Origin of the sequence: Cyclobacterium qasimii M12-11B, from assembly GCF_000427295.1 — a bacterium.
In the GTDB taxonomy this organism is placed as follows: Bacteria; Bacteroidota; Bacteroidia; order Cytophagales; family Cyclobacteriaceae; genus Cyclobacterium; species Cyclobacterium qasimii.
Window position 1 is genome coordinate 36223 of record NZ_ATNM01000118.1, and the last position, 18898, is coordinate 55120.

At 37.3% G+C, this 18898-nt stretch carries 14 protein-coding genes and 2 pseudogenes; 3 read left to right on the plus strand and 13 right to left on the minus strand.

The genetic code is table 11. The features are described from left to right. Nucleotides 1–4: 4 nt before the first annotated feature. Nucleotides 5–1201, minus strand: coding sequence for an Nramp family divalent metal transporter (locus ADICYQ_RS14400; RefSeq protein ID WP_020892817.1), 1197 nt, complete (start codon nt 1199–1201; stop codon nt 5–7). A 50-nt stretch (nt 1202–1251) separates the two neighbouring features. Then, nucleotides 1252–1758, minus strand: coding sequence for a hypothetical protein (locus ADICYQ_RS14405; RefSeq protein ID WP_020892818.1), 507 nt, complete (start codon nt 1756–1758; stop codon nt 1252–1254). Nucleotides 1759–2126: 368 nt separating this feature from the next. Between ADICYQ_RS14405 and ADICYQ_RS14410 the strand changes: the two genes are divergently transcribed. Further along, entirely contained in the window at nt 2127–2591 is a 465-nt protein-coding gene (locus ADICYQ_RS14410; RefSeq protein WP_020892819.1) for a redoxin domain-containing protein, read from the plus strand. A 200-nt stretch (nt 2592–2791) separates the two neighbouring features. On the opposite strand, the gene ADICYQ_RS14415 is transcribed toward ADICYQ_RS14410, so the two are convergent. Continuing rightward, on the minus strand, nt 2792–3271 hold the full coding sequence (locus tag ADICYQ_RS14415; RefSeq protein WP_040416408.1) for a bactofilin family protein: 480 nt from the start codon (nt 3269–3271) through the stop codon (nt 2792–2794). Between the two features lie 501 nt (nt 3272–3772). Between ADICYQ_RS14415 and smc the strand changes: the two are divergent. Continuing rightward, nucleotides 3773–7330: pseudogene (smc, locus tag ADICYQ_RS14420) on the plus strand (chromosome segregation protein SMC). Between the two features lie 63 nt (nt 7331–7393). On the opposite strand, the gene ADICYQ_RS14425 reads toward smc, so the two are convergent. From ADICYQ_RS14425 to ADICYQ_RS14455, 7 genes and pseudogenes are all read right to left on the minus strand, one after another. After that, on the minus strand, nt 7394–7885 hold the full coding sequence (locus ADICYQ_RS14425) for a DUF6691 family protein (RefSeq protein WP_020892826.1): 492 nt from the start codon (nt 7883–7885) through the stop codon (nt 7394–7396). A gap of 33 nt (nt 7886–7918) precedes the next feature. Further along, nucleotides 7919–8500 (minus strand): YeeE/YedE family protein, encoded by a 582-nt coding sequence (locus ADICYQ_RS14430; protein WP_040416411.1) that lies wholly within the window; start codon nt 8498–8500, stop codon nt 7919–7921. A 368-nt stretch (nt 8501–8868) separates the two neighbouring features. Next, a complete protein-coding gene (locus tag ADICYQ_RS14435; protein ID WP_040416421.1) occupies nt 8869–10290 on the minus strand; it encodes an MBL fold metallo-hydrolase in 1422 nt (473 codons plus the stop codon). A 396-nt stretch (nt 10291–10686) separates the two neighbouring features. Then, nucleotides 10687–11150: pseudogene (locus ADICYQ_RS14440) on the minus strand (ExbD/TolR family protein). 2 nt (nt 11151–11152) lie between these two features. After that, nucleotides 11153–11791 carry an ExbD/TolR family protein gene (locus ADICYQ_RS14445; RefSeq protein ID WP_020892830.1) on the minus strand — a complete coding sequence of 213 codons (639 nt, stop codon included), beginning with the start codon at nt 11789–11791 and terminating at the stop codon, nt 11153–11155. Between the two features lie 30 nt (nt 11792–11821). Further along, nucleotides 11822–12121, minus strand: coding sequence for a hypothetical protein (locus ADICYQ_RS14450; protein WP_020892831.1), 300 nt, complete (start codon nt 12119–12121; stop codon nt 11822–11824). 59 nt (nt 12122–12180) lie between these two features. Further along, nucleotides 12181–12990, minus strand: coding sequence for a MotA/TolQ/ExbB proton channel family protein (locus ADICYQ_RS14455; RefSeq protein ID WP_020892832.1), 810 nt, complete (start codon nt 12988–12990; stop codon nt 12181–12183). Between the two features lie 924 nt (nt 12991–13914). Between ADICYQ_RS14455 and ADICYQ_RS14465 the strand changes: the two genes are divergently transcribed. After that, nucleotides 13915–14862, plus strand: a complete 948-nt coding sequence (locus ADICYQ_RS14465) for a class I SAM-dependent methyltransferase (protein WP_051160229.1) — start codon at nt 13915–13917, stop codon at nt 14860–14862. A gap of 277 nt (nt 14863–15139) precedes the next feature. On the opposite strand, the gene ADICYQ_RS14470 is transcribed toward ADICYQ_RS14465, so the two are convergent. The 3 genes from ADICYQ_RS14470 to ADICYQ_RS14480 all read right to left on the minus strand — a co-directional run bounded on the left by ADICYQ_RS14470 (nt 15140) and on the right by ADICYQ_RS14480 (nt 18896). Next, a complete protein-coding gene (locus tag ADICYQ_RS14470) occupies nt 15140–16333 on the minus strand; it encodes a glycoside hydrolase family 26 protein (protein ID WP_040416415.1) in 1194 nt (397 codons plus the stop codon). An 87-nt stretch (nt 16334–16420) separates the two neighbouring features. Then, on the minus strand, nt 16421–17377 hold the full coding sequence (locus ADICYQ_RS14475) for a hypothetical protein (RefSeq protein WP_040416430.1): 957 nt from the start codon (nt 17375–17377) through the stop codon (nt 16421–16423). Between the two features lie 25 nt (nt 17378–17402). Then, a complete protein-coding gene (locus ADICYQ_RS14480) occupies nt 17403–18896 on the minus strand; it encodes a RagB/SusD family nutrient uptake outer membrane protein (RefSeq protein ID WP_020892839.1) in 1494 nt (497 codons plus the stop codon). Nucleotides 18897–18898: the final 2 nt, after the last annotated feature.

Sequence of the window (18898 nt, forward strand, 5' to 3'; positions counted from 1 at the left end):
TGTTTTAGGCAATAAACAAGGAGTAAGCGTTGCTAAAAGCCAGGGTGAATAGCACCAATAAACCAATAATTGCAACAACATTGGTAAAGGTATTGTTTTTCAAGGATCCCATAATGCTGGTATCGTTACCAATCAAAAACAGACCTAATCCTATGAAAGGCACTGCAAAAATGGTAATCCCTTGGGCGAAAACAATAAGTTCTAATGGAAGTCTCCCAAAAATTAATGCTATACCTGCGCCAATTATAATAATAAGCGATATTAACAGTTTTACTGGAGTGCTATTTAAATTCCGCCCTAAAGACAAGGAGTCAGACAGCAAGGTACCTCCGATACTTGCATTCCCTAGTAAAGAGGAAAATGAAGCCCCAAATAAGCCAACCATAAAAACCATAAAGGAAAATTTACCATAAACAGGCTCAAGGGCCATCCCTATATCCCCTGCCGAAGTTACTGTTACTCCTTTAGGATATAAAATAGTAGCCGCACTGATCATTATCATTGAAGAAATAAGACCTAGTATGACAATTCCTGTATAACTTTCTCGTAGAGCATCCTTGGATTCCTCTTTTTTCCATCCTTTTTCCTGAACCAGATAAGATTGGTAGAAAGCCCCTGCAATAGAGAAACTCGAAGCTACCAAAGCGATTACCAATATAAAAGATCCTTGAGGAATACTAGGATTCAATCCTGTCAATACCTGATCCCAAGCCGGTGGCGCAATAATAATGGTAAAAAGGAAAGAGATGAGCATAATCCCAACCATTAGCATCATTACTTTCTCTAAGATTTTATAGAAAGACTTGAAAAACAGCAAGGAGATAGCCATTAAGGAAATCACTACAATCCATAAACTATTGGTCTGCCCCAATGATTCGGACAAGGCTAATCCTGCGCCTACCGTATTGCCTGCCTGGAAGGCGGCAGTTACGAAAAACACACTAATTCCTGCAAGCAAGGCAGCGGCCTTGCCCCATTTATTTCTAAATAAGGTGATAAGTGAAAACTCAGAGGCCATGCCTATTCTTGCCCCCATTCCTGTAAAAGCTAACATTAACAATGCTGCTATAATAATTACCCAAAGTAAATGGAAGCCATAAACAGCTCCCAATTTGGAAGTAATTGTAAGACTACCGGGACCAAAAACCAATGCTGCGGTAATTAGTCCAGGGCCCAAAGATTTTAACCAACGTTGGATCATATTTGTATTTCTGCGAAGTTTTGTTGTGAATTAATTATTTCTGCGTAAATCTAAAAATGTCTTCTATTAAAAACTTCAGTCAATACGACTGCCTCTTTTATTGTTTCAGGATTTTTAAGAAGTCTAGCGTATTTATTTCCATTTTGGTACTCTCCAGCGACATCAACAACCTCCCCTAGGAGTTTTTGATCATTTTCTATATCAACCTGATCATCTAGTTTAACCAAGGGTTGACGAACACCACGATAGGCACTAATGAACTCACCTTCTTTTACCGGAGGTTTCTCTACCTCAGCATATTCTTCGGTCTTATTTAATTCTTGATATCCCCGTCTAGGAATTGGTTCAACCCATTCCTCTTCCGTTTCTTCTGGAACTTCCTGATGTTGTTCATTTCGAATATCACGCAAGAGTTCCTCGAAAGAAGGCCCTTGATTAGGAACATTGTCATTTTCATCCATTTCTGGACCTTCATTATCTGCTTTCTTTTTGGCAAATGAAGTGTAAATAAAATAAATGATTACTGCAATAATATAGAATACTGTACTACTGTCCATGAACCTATCGGATGATTTAAAAATAAATTTACAAAAATAATCCGGTATGAGGGTATTTTTTTGATGGGTATCAATAATTAAGGTTCAATGGTTTTCCTAAGAATACCATTGACCGATTTATGGGGATTCAATACCAAAATTATAAAAATCAAGATTAAAGTTAACTCAATAGATGATTTTAATCATATACTGATAAACTTTTAATTTTTCTATTAATAATTAAATTAAATTTGCTTAAATTATAGTATTGTTTAACAAAAGCATTTAGTTATTACAAAACCAGACCCTACCATGAAAACGAATCCAATAACCAATTCTCTAGGCAGTAAAAACATCGCTTTCCCTAACGTTATCGTGAAAAACACGCTATGGAAAATGTCAACCTAAAGTCTATAATCGAAAACAAAAGAATTATTATTTGCACTAATCCTTCTGAATTAATTCCTAAAACCAAGGAAGGTCGAAATAGGTTTGAATTGGCCTTAAAACAACTCAAGAAATTAAACTTTCATCTCATAGGGTTTAATAAGAACACCTTTGAAGAACACTTATTTTCCGTCAACTGGCTCAATTCACACATGGAAGATTTCTTGGTTTTCCCTATCTATTACCTACCAAAAAATGAGGTGAAAAAAAACCTGGAAGAAATGCTTTCAAAAGAGATATTAATTGATAACCCTATTTATTTTATTGATAAATCAGGAATTACGCAATACATCCTTAACGGCGATGACATTAAAAGCAAGAATCTTGAAAGCATCGTAGAGTTGGCTTCCAAAATGGTATTGTCAGATCAGAATTTCGCAAACTCAATTAACTCCTTAGAAAATTAATGCTAACCGCATAATTAGGAAAACAATATCTAGCAATTGAATATAGGCTAAAGGAAAAATTGTTCTAGCAAAAAGTAGCTAATGATATGCTTTTACGGATCAAGAACATTCATTCCAGACAAAAGTGATCTGGTTTTTTATGCATAAAGTAAAAAACTGAATACATACATCCTTATAAAGGACCTTCTTTTCGATGACAATTAATTGAGCACCGCTATTGTTGAAATCAGCTCCTTGTCTTGGGGATTTATGATCTTTTTCGCTTCATCTGTGCCCTTGTTTGTTACACTCGACAGTTCAAGAGGTACCTCTGTGGTAATCGCACTGTATTTTTGAATGCTTGCATCTACTTCTGCCCCAAACTCCACGTGTAAATCATCTGTGATGGCTGTTCCATGAAGTAGCCCTTTACTCCCAACGACGATAGTTTTAGAGCCTATTACCTTACCTACAACTTCCCCTAAAATCACAACCTCAGCTCCTTCTATATCCCCAATTACTTGTCCTGTTTCTCCAATAACAACCTTTTTTCGGGTCCTTATATTTCCTTGAATAACGCCTTCTATCCTAAGGTCATTTTCTGTAGACACATCACCCATCACCCTAAATCCCCGCAAAAAAAAGGAAACAAAACCCAAAGGGTGGATCGTCAATTTCGCGGTATTTTTAGGAGTCATCATCAATAATTTTTATTTAGACTATTAAAATCAGGTATGCAAAAAGCAAATAAACAAAACTTGCCATTAGATTACAATTCAATTTTGGTAGTTGCTAATAATTGTAATTGTCGTCCGTTCAAATTTTTGTAACCCTTTTTAAATTACCATTATTTATATACGCTCACTTTAGCTCAATAATTAGCCTTTTTCAATTAAAAAATTAATTATTTCGACATTTTTAAGCCTTAATTTCAAAAATTTTTAATTTAAAAAAGTTTGTAATTCAGGGATTTAAAATCAATTTCATAAGTTTATTTACAATCTTTTCTAAGTAGACCAAATCACTATCCATGCAATTTTTAAGATTTCGGAATGAAGGGATGGGTATTTCAAAATATCCATTTTAAACCAATCAGGCCTCCATGTAATCCATTGTAAATAAAGGCCGTTGAAAGCTTACCATTTTAGCCATTTGAAAATTGAATGGATTAGGTTAAATTTGTTTAGGTTTAAATCTACTACATGCAACTCTCCAAATTAGAAATCAGAGGTTTTAAAAGTTTTGGCGACAAAGTGATGATCCACTTTGACAAAGGAATCACTGGAATAGTGGGCCCGAATGGTTGTGGGAAATCAAATGTTGTAGATGCCATCAGATGGGTACTTGGAGAGCAGAAAACCAGAATGTTGCGTTCTGACAAAATGGAAAATGTCATTTTTAATGGCACCAAAAATAGAAAGCAACTCAACATGGCTGAGGTTTCTCTGACCTTTGAAAACACCAAAAACCTGCTGCCTACAGAATACACGCATGTCACAATTACCAGACGTTATTACCGCTCAGGGGAAAGCGAATATTTATTGAATGACATCACCTGTCGCTTAAAAGACATTACAAACCTATTCATGGACACAGGGATTAATTCTAATAGCTATGCTATAATAGAATTAAAAATGATCGATGAATTGCTCAATGATAAAAACAATTCCAGAAGAGAATTATTTGAGGAAGCAGCTGGTATTTCTAAGTTTAAAACCAGAAAAAAAGAAACACTTAAAAAACTAGGAGATACAGATGTAGACCTCGACAGGGTCGAGGACTTATTGTTTGAAATAGAAAAAACTTAAAGTCCCTAGAAAAACAAGCCAGACAGGCGACCAGATATTTTGAAATAAAGAAAGATTACAAATCGGCCAGCATCGCTCTCGCAAAAAAAGGAGTCTTCGACCAACGCGATTCCCTTATAAACCTGAACAATAAGCTGGAAGCCGAAAATGATCAAAAAGTACAACTAAACGCAACATTAGCGAATAAAGACGCATTTCTGGAAAACCTTAAAACAGAAATGATCAACAAGGAAAAACTACTGGGAAGTAGGCAAAAAGCCTTAAATGAACACGTTAATAAAATTCGTCAGTTTGAAAGTGATAAAAAATTAAAAATGAAAGGCTAAGGTTCCTTCAGGACAAATCCCATCAATTGCGTGAGCAAATCGAACAGGATAAGAAAAGCAATGAAAGAGCGGGGTTCAGTATAAAATCTCTCGAACAAGAACAAAGAATTTCGGAAAAACTCACCAATGAAAAAGAAATTACTGTAAATGAATTAAAAGCCGTTTACGAGGAAAAGAAGGCAATGCACAATGCCTCTTTAGAAAAACAAAAAGTAATGCAAAGTACTTTCGCTCGCAAACGAGACGAAATGTACCAGCTATCTAAAAGTCAGGAAATTAAACAAATACAACTCACTACTATAAAGCAGGAGTTGGAAAAAACAGCTACAGATGACAACAGTCAAATAGAAAATCTTGCTGGATTTGAAGACAAACTTCAACTAATCAAGTCTCAATTAGACAAAGAAAACAAGGCCTTTGAAAGCCTAAAGAGTGAAGAGGCTGCTCACCTGGCAAAGCAGGAAGAAACCAGCAGAATGCAGGAATTGATAAGGGAAGAGCTTACGCAGGTGAACCGTAAACTGGACGCGAAAAGCAATGAATTCCAACTTACAAAATCCCTAGTTGACAACCTGGAGGGTTTTCCAGAGGCCATTAAGTTTCTGAGAAAAAACAGTCAGTGGGGCAAAAACATGCCATTGCTTTCAGACATTATCACTACTGATGAAAAGTATAGGGTTACCATAGAAAATTTTTTAGAAAACTACATGAATTATTATGTAGTTGACAATGACACAGAAGCAATTGCTGCAGTAAAACTCTTAAGCGATTCGGGCAAAGGGAAAGCACATTTCTTTGTCCTGGAAAGATTTGAAAAATTTAGAGCAAGCCAAAACAAGCTTTTTCCAGATGCTGTAGCAGCGACAGAAATTATAGAGTATGATTCTAAATATGCGCCATTGGTGGCTTATTTATTGGACGATGTCTACATATTTGCAGGAGACATTCACCAGGTTCCAAAAAACGCAGGAAGGAATATTTATCACAGAAAGTGGGAAATTTATCGATCGAAAGTTTACCATTTCTGGTGGTTCAGTTGGGTTATTTGAGGGCAAAAGGATAGGTAGGGCAAAGAATCTTGAAAAGCTGGAAAAAGAAATTAAAATTCTACAGAAAAAGATGAATGAAACCAGGGCTAACCTGGATAAAAAAACTGCTGAACTTTCGAAATTAAAAGCAATTAATTTTAAACAAGCGATTGAAGAAAAACAAGCGATCGTAAATGAATTGAATCAAGATTTTGTTTCAATCAAAACCAAGAAGGAGCAGTTGGCTGAAATGCTAACTTCAAATGCCAATAAAAAGAAGACATCGAAGAAAAAATCTTCACTCTTACAGAGGAACTGGAAAACTTAGGGCCTTTATTAAAGGAGGAAAAAGAAGCTTTTGAATACCTGGAGGAAGAAATAAACAATATAAATTCTGACTTACAGGAAGCTTCAGAAGAACTTTCACACAGATCCTCTCAATACAATGAAGAGAACATTCTTTACCATCAACAATTAAACAAACTTCAAAGTATAGCTCAGGAAATCACCTTCAAACAAAGTACTTACGAAAGTAGCAAACAGCGAATCGAAAAGGCTCAAGGTGAAATGGGGCAAACTGAACAAGAAATAAAATCCCTAATTGACAACAATGAAGTAAAGGATGACGAGCTAATTGAACTCTACGGAGAGAAAGAGCGCATTGAATCCGGGGTAAATGAAGCTGAAAAAGACTATTACGCTTCAAGGGGGGAATAGATGAAGTAGAAAAAACCATTAGAGAAATCCAACGAAGAAAAGAGCAGTCGGATAATTTATTAATGGATCTAAAGCAGTCAGCAAATGAAATTAATCTAAAGCTTAATGCCATCAAAGAAAGATTGAGTGTAGAATTTGAGCTGGACCTGGATAAGATCATGGAGGAAAACCCGGAATTAGAAGATGAACACGCTTCTAAAACTGAAAGCTCTTTGAGAGAAGAGGTCCAAAAATCAAAATCAAAATTAGAAAAAATAGGCCCTATTAACCCTATGGCAATGGAAGCTTATGACGAAATTAAGGAGCGTCATACCTTTATTACCACTCAAAAAGACGACCTCATCAAAGCGAAAGAATCATTGATGTCTACCATTCAAGAAATTGATCAAGTAGCAAAAGAAACTTTCACAGATGCTTTTGAAAAGATAAAAGTCAACTTCGTTAAGGTTTTTCGGTCTTTGTTTACTGAAGAAGATGATTGCGACCTAAAGCTGACAGACCCTGACATGCCTTTGGAAAGTAGTATTGAAATCATCGCAAAGCCTAAAGGGAAACGTCCATTGTCTATCAATCAACTATCCGGTGGTGAAAAGACTTTGACTGCCACTTCCTTATTGTTTTCCATCTATCTGCTAAAACCTGCACCATTTTGTATCTTCGATGAGGTAGATGCACCTTTAGATGATGCCAATATTGATAAATTCAACCAAATCATTCAGAAGTTCTCGAATGAGTCCCAATTTATAATTGTCACTCATAATAAGCGAACCATGGCAAGTACAGATATAATTTATGGCATTACCATGATAGAAACAGGAGTTTCCAGAGTTGTACCTGTAGATTTGAGAGAGCTGGTAGATGAGGAGGCTTCACCAGAATAAGCAGTGAATAATCCTCCTCATTAATTACTTTTTAGGCATAAAGAATTGCAATAATCCTATGGCTTATTTTGGCAGTTTATCAGCAAACCTTCCATAAACCCAAGTTCCGGCGACAGCGCTCAAAAAAGAAACAATCACCACCGTAAAACCTGTACCTATTTGAGCAAACAATGGACCTGGACAAGCGCCGGTAATGGCCCAACCCAAACCAAAAATAAAACCGCCATAAATCTGTCCCTTATTGAATTTTTTATCCGCTATTTTTATGACTTGACCATTGATGGTTTTAATTGAAAACCTTTTGATTATCTGTATGGAAACCATTCCAACAAGAATGGCAGAACCAATTACGCCATACATAAAAAAGGATTGAAACCTGAACATTTCCTGAATCCTAAACCAAGAAATAATTTCTCCTTTTACAAAAATTATCCCGAATACGATTCCTACGAAAAGGTATTTCAATAAAGACAGACCCGTTTCTCCTTGTTTTACTTTAGCAGCTAAAATAGCATTTTCATCAGCCGCTAAGGCGTCATTTTCTTTTAATAACATGCTTATATTTTTTTATTTGAATCGTTAATTTTATCAAAAGCCTACCAAATTCATGATGAAGGGTAAAAACAAATGAGTCATTACTAATCCTCCAATCATAAAAAATATTGTTGCTACTACTGATGGCCATTGAAGGTTACTTATTCCCATAATCGCATGACCTGAGGTACATCCACCTGCATACCTGGTGCCAAATCCAACCAGAAAACCACCAATTACAAAGAAAAACAAGCCTTTGAGGGTAAATAAATTATCCCAGCTAAATATCTCTGCTGGTAATAAATTTTCAAAATTTGTTATTCCCAAAGCATTCAAATCCCTTTGGGTGCTTTCAGCAATTACAATCGTTTCAGGATTTGATAGAAACATTGCAGCTATGAATCCCCCTATTAATATACCTGTCACAAACATTAAGTTCCAGGCTTCTTCTTTCCAATTGTATTGGAAGAAAGGGATTTTAGCAGGTACACAGACCGCACAAATATGCCTTAAGGAAGATGAGATGCCAAAGGACCTGTTTCCCAATAATAAGAGTATGGGTACTGTAAGACCTATCATAGGCCCAGCAATATACCATGGCCAAGGTTGACTGAGCCAGTTCAAGAATTCATTCATTATTATAAATTATTTTTTGTTTACAAATGATAATGTATCACGAAATAGCTTTCTAGTAACCACAACACTTCCCGAATAAAGGCTAGTGCAAGCTAATACGAGACCAATCGAATAATCAGGTTGAACACAGAGTTAGACTATCGACAATGACCGTAGAAAGCTTAAAGAAAGATAGAAAGTGATTTTATTCAGCAATACAATTAGATGGGTTTTCGGGGCATAGAATAAATTTCCCAAGAGAACAAAATAAACGTCTGATTAGGTTCAAGAGCCCCGAAAGTAAACGCTAAATACCAACGGGACCCTAATTTTACTAACAGTATATATCGTTCAAGAATACTATTGCCACAAAGGATCAAATCCCAACCTTATAACATCGTTGTAGGGCATGCATATTCACTGATATTGAACTTATCAGAGGATTTAATGGCATCAAAACCACCTTTCACATTAATCAAGTTATCATAGCCTCTGGCCCTCAATACAGAACAAAAAACCATAGAACGATAACCACCCGCACAGTGAACCATATAGGTTTTGTCTTTATCAATTTGGTTCATACTTTCGTTTATGTAATCCAAGGGCGCATTAATAGAACCAATAACATGCTCACTAAAGTGTTCACTTGCTTTACGAACATCCAAGACAAGATTCTCAGGATGTGTGATCGAAAGGTCTTTGAGTTCATCAACATCTATGGATGGTATAATGTCTATTTCTTTACCTGCTGCTATCCATGCAGCTATCCCACCATTTAGAAAACCAATGGCATGATCGTAACCAACTCTAGCCAACCTGGTGATCACTTCCTCTTCCCTGCCTTTTTCTGCTACGATTAACAGTTCTTGTTTGACATCAGGAATGAGACTTCCTACCCACACTGCAAAGCTTCCATCAATACCAATGTTAATAGCATTAGGGATAAAACTCTTTGCGAATACTTCAGGGCTTCGTGTATCCAAAACTATGGCTCCAGTCTGGTTGGCTAAATATTCGAAATCCTCAGGAGAAAGTGCCTCCTGTCCTCTTTCTAGAACTTCGTCTATGCTGTCATATCCCTTTATATTCATCATTACATTCTGGGGGAAATAGGCAGGAGGAGGAGTAAGACCATTTAATACCTGAGCAGTAAAGGATTCCTTAGACATCTCTTGTAAGGCATAGTTTGTTTTCTTCTGGTTACCCAAAGTATCATGCGTTTCTTTGCTCATATTTTTACCACAGGCACTTCCAGCACCATGTGCAGGATAGATGATCAAATCATCTGGCAAGGGTAAAATTTTCTCCCTTAAGGAGTCATATAAATATCCCGCAAGTTTTTCTTGGGTAAGGTCAGCTATTACTTTTTGAGCGAGGTCGGGTCTACCAACATCCCCGATAAATAAGGTATCACCAGTAAACAATGCTTCTGACTTCCCTTCCTCATTGATCAAAAGAAAGACCGAACTTTCCATGGTATGTCCAGGGGTATGTATTACTCGGATTTTACTTTTTCCAAGGATAAATTCTTGTTGATCTTTTGCTACTGTAGCTTCAAAACCCAATTCCATATCTGTTGGTCCAAAGACAATTGAGGCATTGGTTTTCTTTGCAAGGTCAATATGTCCGGAAACAAAATCAGCGTGAAAATGCGTTTCAAAAATATATTTAATTTTTGCCCCGTTCTTATCTGCTTTGTCGATGTAAGGTTGGACTTCTCTCAATGGGTCTATAATAGCAGCTTCACCATTAGATTCTAAATAATACGCTCCTTGAGCTAAACAACCGGTATAAATTTGTTCTATTTTCATAGTAGATTTCAGTTCATTTAATGATAGCATAAAACTACGAGTAAAATTTATGGTACAATATGACATTAGTCACACAAGTAAGGTGATGCTGTCATTAGAACATTAAGTCCAGGTTAAACCGTTCAAAAAGAGTAATAACTCCCAAAACAGACCTTCCCACTCATCGACGGGGAGTCTTACTTTGCAGAAAGCGCATTGAACAAAAAAATTAATTGATTGGTGAAATCTTACTTAAATCAGTAAGCAACAAAATTCACATTCGCTCTGAAAAGACTCAGTGATAAAAAAGAAATCGGATTTTTAGGGAACCTGATTTACGAAGTGAAAAATAATTTGAGCAAAAAAAAAGCTGTTTCCGAAGAAACAGCTTTTTTAATAATTTATAAAATCCTTAAGTTAGTTGTTTTCAACTTTACCTACAGATGCATACATAAGTTTCCTAGCGTCTGCTTCTCTAAGTTCGAATTGAATATCACTAATTGGTCCCATTTTTACATCTCTATCTGCTTTCAGCGAAATCCAAATTTGATCTCTTTCAGCTTCCGAAAGCGCATCTTTTTGTTGGTTTACCCATAGCACTATATCAGAAGTATTAATCAACACATCATTGGCTTGTAACCTAGGTTCAGAACCGTATAATGATGGATTTTTAGGCTTTCCAATATAAAGATAAGAAATCAAAGTTTTCTTTTGAATCTTCTGCAATTGAGAAGCCTGGGGGATCTTTTGTTCCACCAATATGGTTTGTTCTCTCAATACAGTTGTTACCATAAAGAAAAACAACAACATAAAGATAATATCGGGTAATGCCGAAGTAGGAATATTGGTTTCCGCCTTGGTTTTCTTTTAAACTTTGACATAATTAGCTTCCAGATTTATCAGGTTCAGCAATGGAGATGGCCATTGGAATATTTTCTTTTCCACGGTCTATTAGCTCCTTTTCGGCAGCAGACTGGCCTGACAGGGTTCTGTATTCTTCACCTGAAAGTCCCACACGCTCTCCATAAATTTCGAAGTAAGCCTGTTTTATTAAATCAAGCACCTCTAAGTAAGTCTCGTAGCTGGTACCTCTATTTGTTTTAATGGAGATTACCGCGCCGCCCGACATAGGATGATCAGAAGATTCAGGGCTTTGATCTGCAATACCTTTTAAAGATGGTGGCAAACTATTGAATAGCGCCGTTGCATCTTCATCAGGATTCCCGAAGTTCAAAATGAAAGATTTAATTTCCTCTGAAAGCCCTTTGGTATCGTTTCTAAACTCTCCTTCAATCAAAAGATCATCATTTGCATTGATCAGAATATTAAAAATATTCCGCTCATTCAATTCCACTTCTGGTGGGGGCTGATTAGGATCTTGCTTTGGAGGAAGGATGTTCATTATCCCTTTATCCGAAGCAATTGTCGTAGTCACGAGAAAGAAGATAAGAAGCAAGAAGGCGATGTCTGCCATCGATCCTGCATTTACCTCCTGAGCCATTCTACCTCTCTTGCTAGCCATATTATTTAATTAATTTATTAATTTCCGTAATTACAATCCCAACAATTGCAAGTAAAACAGGGCGTAAACTGTAAGCAATATACCACCGACCACTTTAGCTCCTTCTGGAGTTATGTTAAATGGGTCAGCCATGTATTTTGCAGCTACGTCACCATTGGCGGTAGAATAAGCTACCCCAAATACAACACCTATTACAGCCACTCCAACGAGTGTCTTTAAAAGGCTCTTAGGATCTCCCAAGGAGTTGATCAATGGCATTATGATAGACAATATCACACCAATGATTACCAGCAAGTACCCTGCATATAAGAATATATCAGTAGTATCCATTTTATCTTAAATATATAAGTGAATAATTCATTTATTAGAAAAACATTAAATTGACTAGATTATCTAGTCAATTTATGCTTAACCAAAATGTCTACTAAGCTGATGGAAGCATCTTCCATATCATTTACAATACCATCGATTTTAGCCACACAGTAGTTGTAAAACAACTGAAGGATAATCGCAACGATCAAACCAGCAACTGTGGTCAAAAGGGCAATTTTAATACCACCCGCAACAAGTGAAGGAGAGATATCACCAGCAGCTTCAATTGAATCAAATGCACCAATCATACCGATTACAGTACCCATGAAACCAAGCATTGGAGCCAAAGAGATGAAAAGAGAGATCCAAACAAGACCTTTTTCTAAACGACCCATTTCAACAGATCCGTAAGCAATGATGGATTTTTCAACCATCTCAATACCTTCAGAGTACCTCATAAGGCCTTGGGTAAAGATAGATGCTACAGGTCCTCTAGTTCCTTTAGTAACGTCTTTAGCGGCTTCAATTCCACCTTCTTCTAAAGCACTTTCTACTTTAGCCAACAATTTCTTGGTGTTTGTAGTAGATAGGTTTAGCGTTACAATTCTCTCCAAAGCTACTGCTAAGCCCAAAATCAAACATAACAATACTGGTGTCATGTAAGTAGGATCTCCTTCAATAAACTTGTCTTTTATAACTTGATGAAAAGATTGCTCTTCAGCAACTAGGTCATCATCAGTCATAACTGGAGTTGGAGCCGGCGCGGCTTGAACCGGTGCGGCCTCTTCAGTAGCTTCAGCTTCTGATTCTGTTTCTTCTTGTGCTTTTGTGATCATCGGAGCAAATAACATTCCGAAAAGCATGAACAAAGCGATTAACTTTCTCATAGTGTAGTTTTTAATAGACATTTAAAGGTTGAACGGTTTCTAATCTTAATTTGAATTTTAAAGTTATAATTTTTTCGGCTCAAATTACAAATGAATCCATTATAATTTCTAAGAATTTGTTACAAATCATCTCGACACATCCATTTGGTGCAAGCTAATCCATTGAAATTGGCCTTGTTCACTATTCTACAATATAGGTAAAAAAAAATTAAACAGGTGAACTTTCTCTAAAATAGCTAAAATACGTTTCTAAAGGCTATTAAAACTCTTAATTTTTTAGTCTGAACTAGGTGAAACACCTTCAAAAGTCAAACAAAATATATATTATCTGATTATTAATCAACCCTTTGGTTGTATAAAATCACTTCTAAAAGTCAACTTTAAGAAGGCCACTTTCTACATAATAAAAAGGGAATCCTATTATAAACACCGCGAATAAATTCCTTTTGATGCGCTTATTCGTTGCCCCTATTATAAAATCCGAATCCAGCTGTCCCTTATCTATTTTAAAAGATTGATCCGGTTTAACTAAGTTTTCATGCTTCACCTATCCCCCAAATTAATTCTTGCAAATCGGAAGAAAATAGCTTCGCTTATTTGATTGAAATATTGTTTATGGGGAACGTTAATCAAAACCAACCTCAAATTCCTTTTGCTTTCTTACCAAGAAGAGACTCGAAACCTCAAAAACATAAGGTGATATTGACCGTTTTTTGGATTGTTCCACCTTCTCAACACTCAGAAATGCCCAGGTAGTTTTAGCAAATTACTTTCATTATCTCAACCAGGTTGAAATGGAAGGAAGCATTCTAAAAGAGCCACTTCATCACTGATTCCTGATTTCAGTATTATTGAAGTCGGCTATTTTTATTCTACTTTTGTCAATTCTTCAATTTGATCTTTGAATACCGAATGATTAATTCTATGACAACATGTGAGATTTGCCAATCCAATGACTTTTCTTCTATTGAAGCCAAAGAACGAATGTTTGGCACTAGTGATACTTTTACTTACGCAGAATGTAATTCCTGTAAATCTCTGTTTTTATTGGATCCCCCTGCTGATCTTGGCAAATACTATCCTTCCAATTATTATTCCTTTGGCGAGTTCAATAGTAGCAATCCATTTTTAGGCCTATTGAAAAAATTAAGGTACAAGGCCTTTACATACGGTATATCTATTAGTCCACCCGTTTATTTTGATTGGCTTTCACCTCTTAAATTAACCAAAAACAGTAAAATCGCGGATATTGGATGTGGAAATGGGCAACTTCTGGCCGAGCTGTCCTATTGTGGGTTTAAATCACTCCATGGTTATGATCCTTTTGTGGAAGAAAATTATATAGCTAAAAGGTTCTCCATAAGGAAAAAAGATTTTTTTGAAATTGAAGAAACCTATGATCTCATAATGTTTCATCATTCTTTCGAGCATTTGCCCAATGCTATTGAAGTTTTTGAAAACCTGACAAAAATTTTAAATCCTGGTGGAGAGGTGTTGATCAGAGTCCCTGTCACCGATGGACAGGTCTGGAAAGAGGAAAAAGAATACTGGTTTCAACTTGATGCTCCTCGACATTTATTTATTCCAAACACCAAATCCATGCAGATTTTGGGAGATAAGTTTGGCCTAGAGCTATTCAACACCACATTTGACAGCATGGACAGTCAATTTTGGGGAACAGCATTGTATAAGAAAGGAAAGCCCTTGATGGGTTCAAATATCGAAGAAGAGTTTAGCAAAGAAGAATTGGCCGATTTTAGAAAAAAAGCCAATCACTATAATAAGGAGAAAATTGGCGACCAGGCTTGTTTTATTTTAGGAAGAAAGAAGCCTGAAATATTTGAACCCATTGAAATAAGAATGCAGGATTAGGTTGAATTAAAAAACCATCTAATTCTCAATGAACACCCCTTTTATATGAGTCTGAGCTAGGAAAGTCAATGGCAATCCCTCCTAGTTAGAGAATCTCATTACTCCCAGCACTCCAGTAGCCAAAGGCCTTCCTATGACAATTTTGATAGTAAAATTAGACAGCACCTTAACTTGTACATTTATCTCTTAATGGTGCACCATAAAAAAACCTGAGGAGATTTCTCCACAGGTTTTTAAATTAATTCTCGAATCGATCTTCCAAGAGGAAATCACTAAGTTAATTAACTGTGATGTTCTCGGCCATGGTATACATATCAGGTAAGTCCTTGCTGAATAAAGTAAATGAACTATTATAAAACTCCTTAAAGTCAGCAGCAGAGCTGTGCTGTGCCCATGGGCCATAGTAATGGTGCCCCTGTTGGGTTGGATCGTACTTGTTCCTCCACATGATCACCATTGATATGTCTTTGCCAATGATGGGGGTAAGCATCTCCTTTGTCCAGTATTTAGAATATTCATTCCCCGAACCATCCCGAACACCTTCTATTCCTGTTTCTGTAATCCCTACAGGCTTCATCTTTTGCTTACCAAGGCTTTCAAGGTTGGACACGTTGGTAGCCAGAGAGGCAGTATTCGTCCCATGGTAGCTGTCCATCCCAATAAAGTCCACATAATCATCTCCAGGCCATCGGTAAAGAAGTCTATCCAGCGTGGATGGACTGTCTAATTGAGGAGAAATTGCAAATATTAGGTTATGCACTCCTTTGTCCTGAATGAGGTAATCAACAGTAAACTTCCAAAAATCAATAAACTCATCCTGGGTAGTAGCACTACTCCCCCACCATGACCAGGTCTGTGTATGTTCATGGTAAGGCCTGAAAATAATTGGAATCAGGTCGCCTTCTTCGTCTTTTAATTCAACCATAAACGCAGCAAGCCTGTCAAGCCAGCCTTTGTATTTTGAATTAGTGGCACTGCCTTCAGTTAAAATTTCCTTCACCACCTGATTGCTGGAATTGTCCCATGAATCTCCACCAGTCAAGGGATTATTAAGGTGAGCACAGGCCGTTATAACTTCCCCCCTACTTCTAGCTTCAAGAATCGTCCTTTTACGGTCGTCGTTCAAGTCATCTGTGGCATGTCTATCATCCATGATCTGCGCAAAATCCAAACTATAAACCCCAGGGAAGTCCCCCACTATTTCTTTGGTGTCAGATCCTCCTGAATCCGTGTACCACATCCTTCCATATAACAAATCATCATGGTGTCCAAACATAAACCCTTTCGATTGGAGTGCCCAAAGATTTGAATACAGCGCTTTTGTTTTCTCGGTAGCATTTTTATCTACCAGCGTTAATTTCACCTCTTCCGGCGGTTTTGTTCCCGGTTGCTTGATTACTGGATCCTCCACAGAAGTACAACCAGTATTCAAAACAAAGGGTATAATTAAGAATATTTTCGGTAATTTCATTTCAAACAAATTATCAGTTTCCTTAAAGATTACTAGTTTAAAAGAACAGGTTCAAGCATAACTGGTGCTTTAAAACCTATTGTATTGTTAATCGACTTTCTCCAAATCAACCCAATACCTCCTGGGACGTTTAACAAACTTATCGTAATCACTATAAATGCTATTCCAATCATCTGTACCAATCAAATTAAAAGCAAATGCATAGTTTTCTACAGTTTTCGATGTCCCATTTCCTAAATCTTCTGTGATAGCGCCTTCAATAAATTGCCCAGTTGTAGTAGTCCCATCCGCAAAAGTGAATGTAACTATTCCGGTGGCATAATTTCGCAGCCATGTACCTTCTTCTTTTGGGATTTTTCTGTAAAAACCGTTTAGGTCAGTCGCTGGATAATTGCCAAAAGCTACTTGTTGAAAATCGGCATACCTATTGTCTTCTCCTGCATCATTTGTGATTTTACCAAAGCTATTCCCATCATCAGTGAAGCCATCAAGGGCGAGGGTTATGCTATTGTCAAGCTCTGCTTCAGGGCCTCCTGAAGGCAACCATACCCATGGTTTATTAGTCATAGCCGTAACTCCTCCACCACCATATTCTGGACCCGTACCTCCATAGACAATCAAATTGCTGACAGTATAGGTTCCAAGAATCGTTTCTTCAAAAGGTTCTGCTATCACAGTATAAACCCTGGATTTCCCTGTTGGCGAATTTACTGTAATGGTACTGCTGTTGCTTTCATTTTCAAAGTTTAAGGTTTCACCTGACTTTGCTGATGCTTCAGCACCATAAGAAAGCACCAAAGAGCTAATTTTCACACTGCTTAAATCAGCAACAGCACCCGTGTTAATTCCCAGCATGATGGTACCAATCTGGTCGTCTACCCGGGTTATTTGTTCTTTCCCTACCTGATTTTCAAATTTGATGGTCAAGATGCTTCTTTCATTGTTCCAATTGCCTTCTTCAAACTCATCAAAAGGATTCTTCACGCAGGACAGCTGGGTGAATACTATCACCAGCAGAAATATTTTACTTATATATAGTTTCATGGTATAAGACATTTTGGGTAAAATTTTACAAGGCTTGATTCAAGTCAATTTCAATTTGTGGCAGTGGATAAAAGGCCACTTGCTCATCCGTCAATTCAGCAGCTTCATCAATTAATTTGTTGACCCTGTTAAACCTACGCAAATCATACATCCTGTTGCCTTCGTACATCAGTTCCCAGCTGCGCTCATTCCATACTGCTTCCCTAAAGTCTTCATTGGAAAGTCCAGGGATTAAGTCTCCTAAACCAGCCCTGTTTCGAATAAAATTAATCATTTCATACGCTTTCGCATTTGGTCCCGCAGCTTCGGCATAAATCATAGCTACCTCAGAAAACCTAATCAAAAAAGGTTTGGTACTTGTCTTGTCCTGGATATAGTGTGGGTCTACATATTTCCTGGTAAACCGATAAGGAATAGCCCCTGGATATGTGGCGATCTCCTCACCAGATTTATCGTAAACAACAGAAATCAGCAGTTCACTTCCACGCTTATCAGAATCATCGAAGGTTTCATAAAAGGACTCCTTAGTCTGAAAAACGCTCCATCCATCATGGGATTCTGTAAATGTTCCATTGCCGTTGTCCAAATAAATAGCCGAACCAGCGATATAAGGAATGAAAAGTTTGGAGATTTTAGAGTAATCCCCTTCGATAGTCCCACTTCTATCCATGGACATTAAGAAGATGTGCTCTGGGCCTCTAGGCTGATCCACATCATAGATGTCCAATAAATTATCATCAAAGGCATAAGTATTCTGGTTGCTAATCACCTCATTGGCAAAATAAGCGGCACTGTCATACATTGTATTGACCTCTCTACGGCTACTATTGTATTGAGGTACATTATGGTTCTTTGAAGAGGCCATGTGTAAGTAAACCTTTGCCGCCAAGGCCTGGGCAGCAACTTTATCGGCCCTACCTGTAGCCCTGTTCACTTCCAATAATTCAATCGCTTTTTTGCAATCTGCTAATATAAGGTCATACACCTGATCCAGATCAGTAGCCAATGGGGCCGAAGTTTGGTCAAGCGTTCCCACAAAAGAGGTATGCAGGGGCACTTTTCCGAAATTCCGAACCAGATTAAAATAACTCCAGGCCCTTAAGAAGTGTGCTTCCCCCAGGTATTTACCTTTGGCCGATTCTTCAATTGTTGAATTTGGAATTACGTCTAGTATAGCGTTGGTTCTGTTGATAGCGATATAGGCATATTTGAAGAAATTCACCAAACTTCTGTTCGTCGAGAAATTGGCAACCTTCCAGTTGCTCAGATCTTGTGCATCTGCACCTTCATCTGCCTTAGGATTACATTCGTCAGAAGGCATGTCACCAAGTAGGAACACGGTTCTAGAATACTCTAAGAAGGTTAAGGCATCATAAGCATAGGTAATAGCAGCTTCTGCATCTTCGACTGTATTGTAAAAGTTATCCTCTGAATAGAACCCATAGGGTTCTTCACTTAGGTCGCATGCGTTGATCGTAAGCAGACCAAATAGAACGAGTATATATTTTTGAAATTTCATGA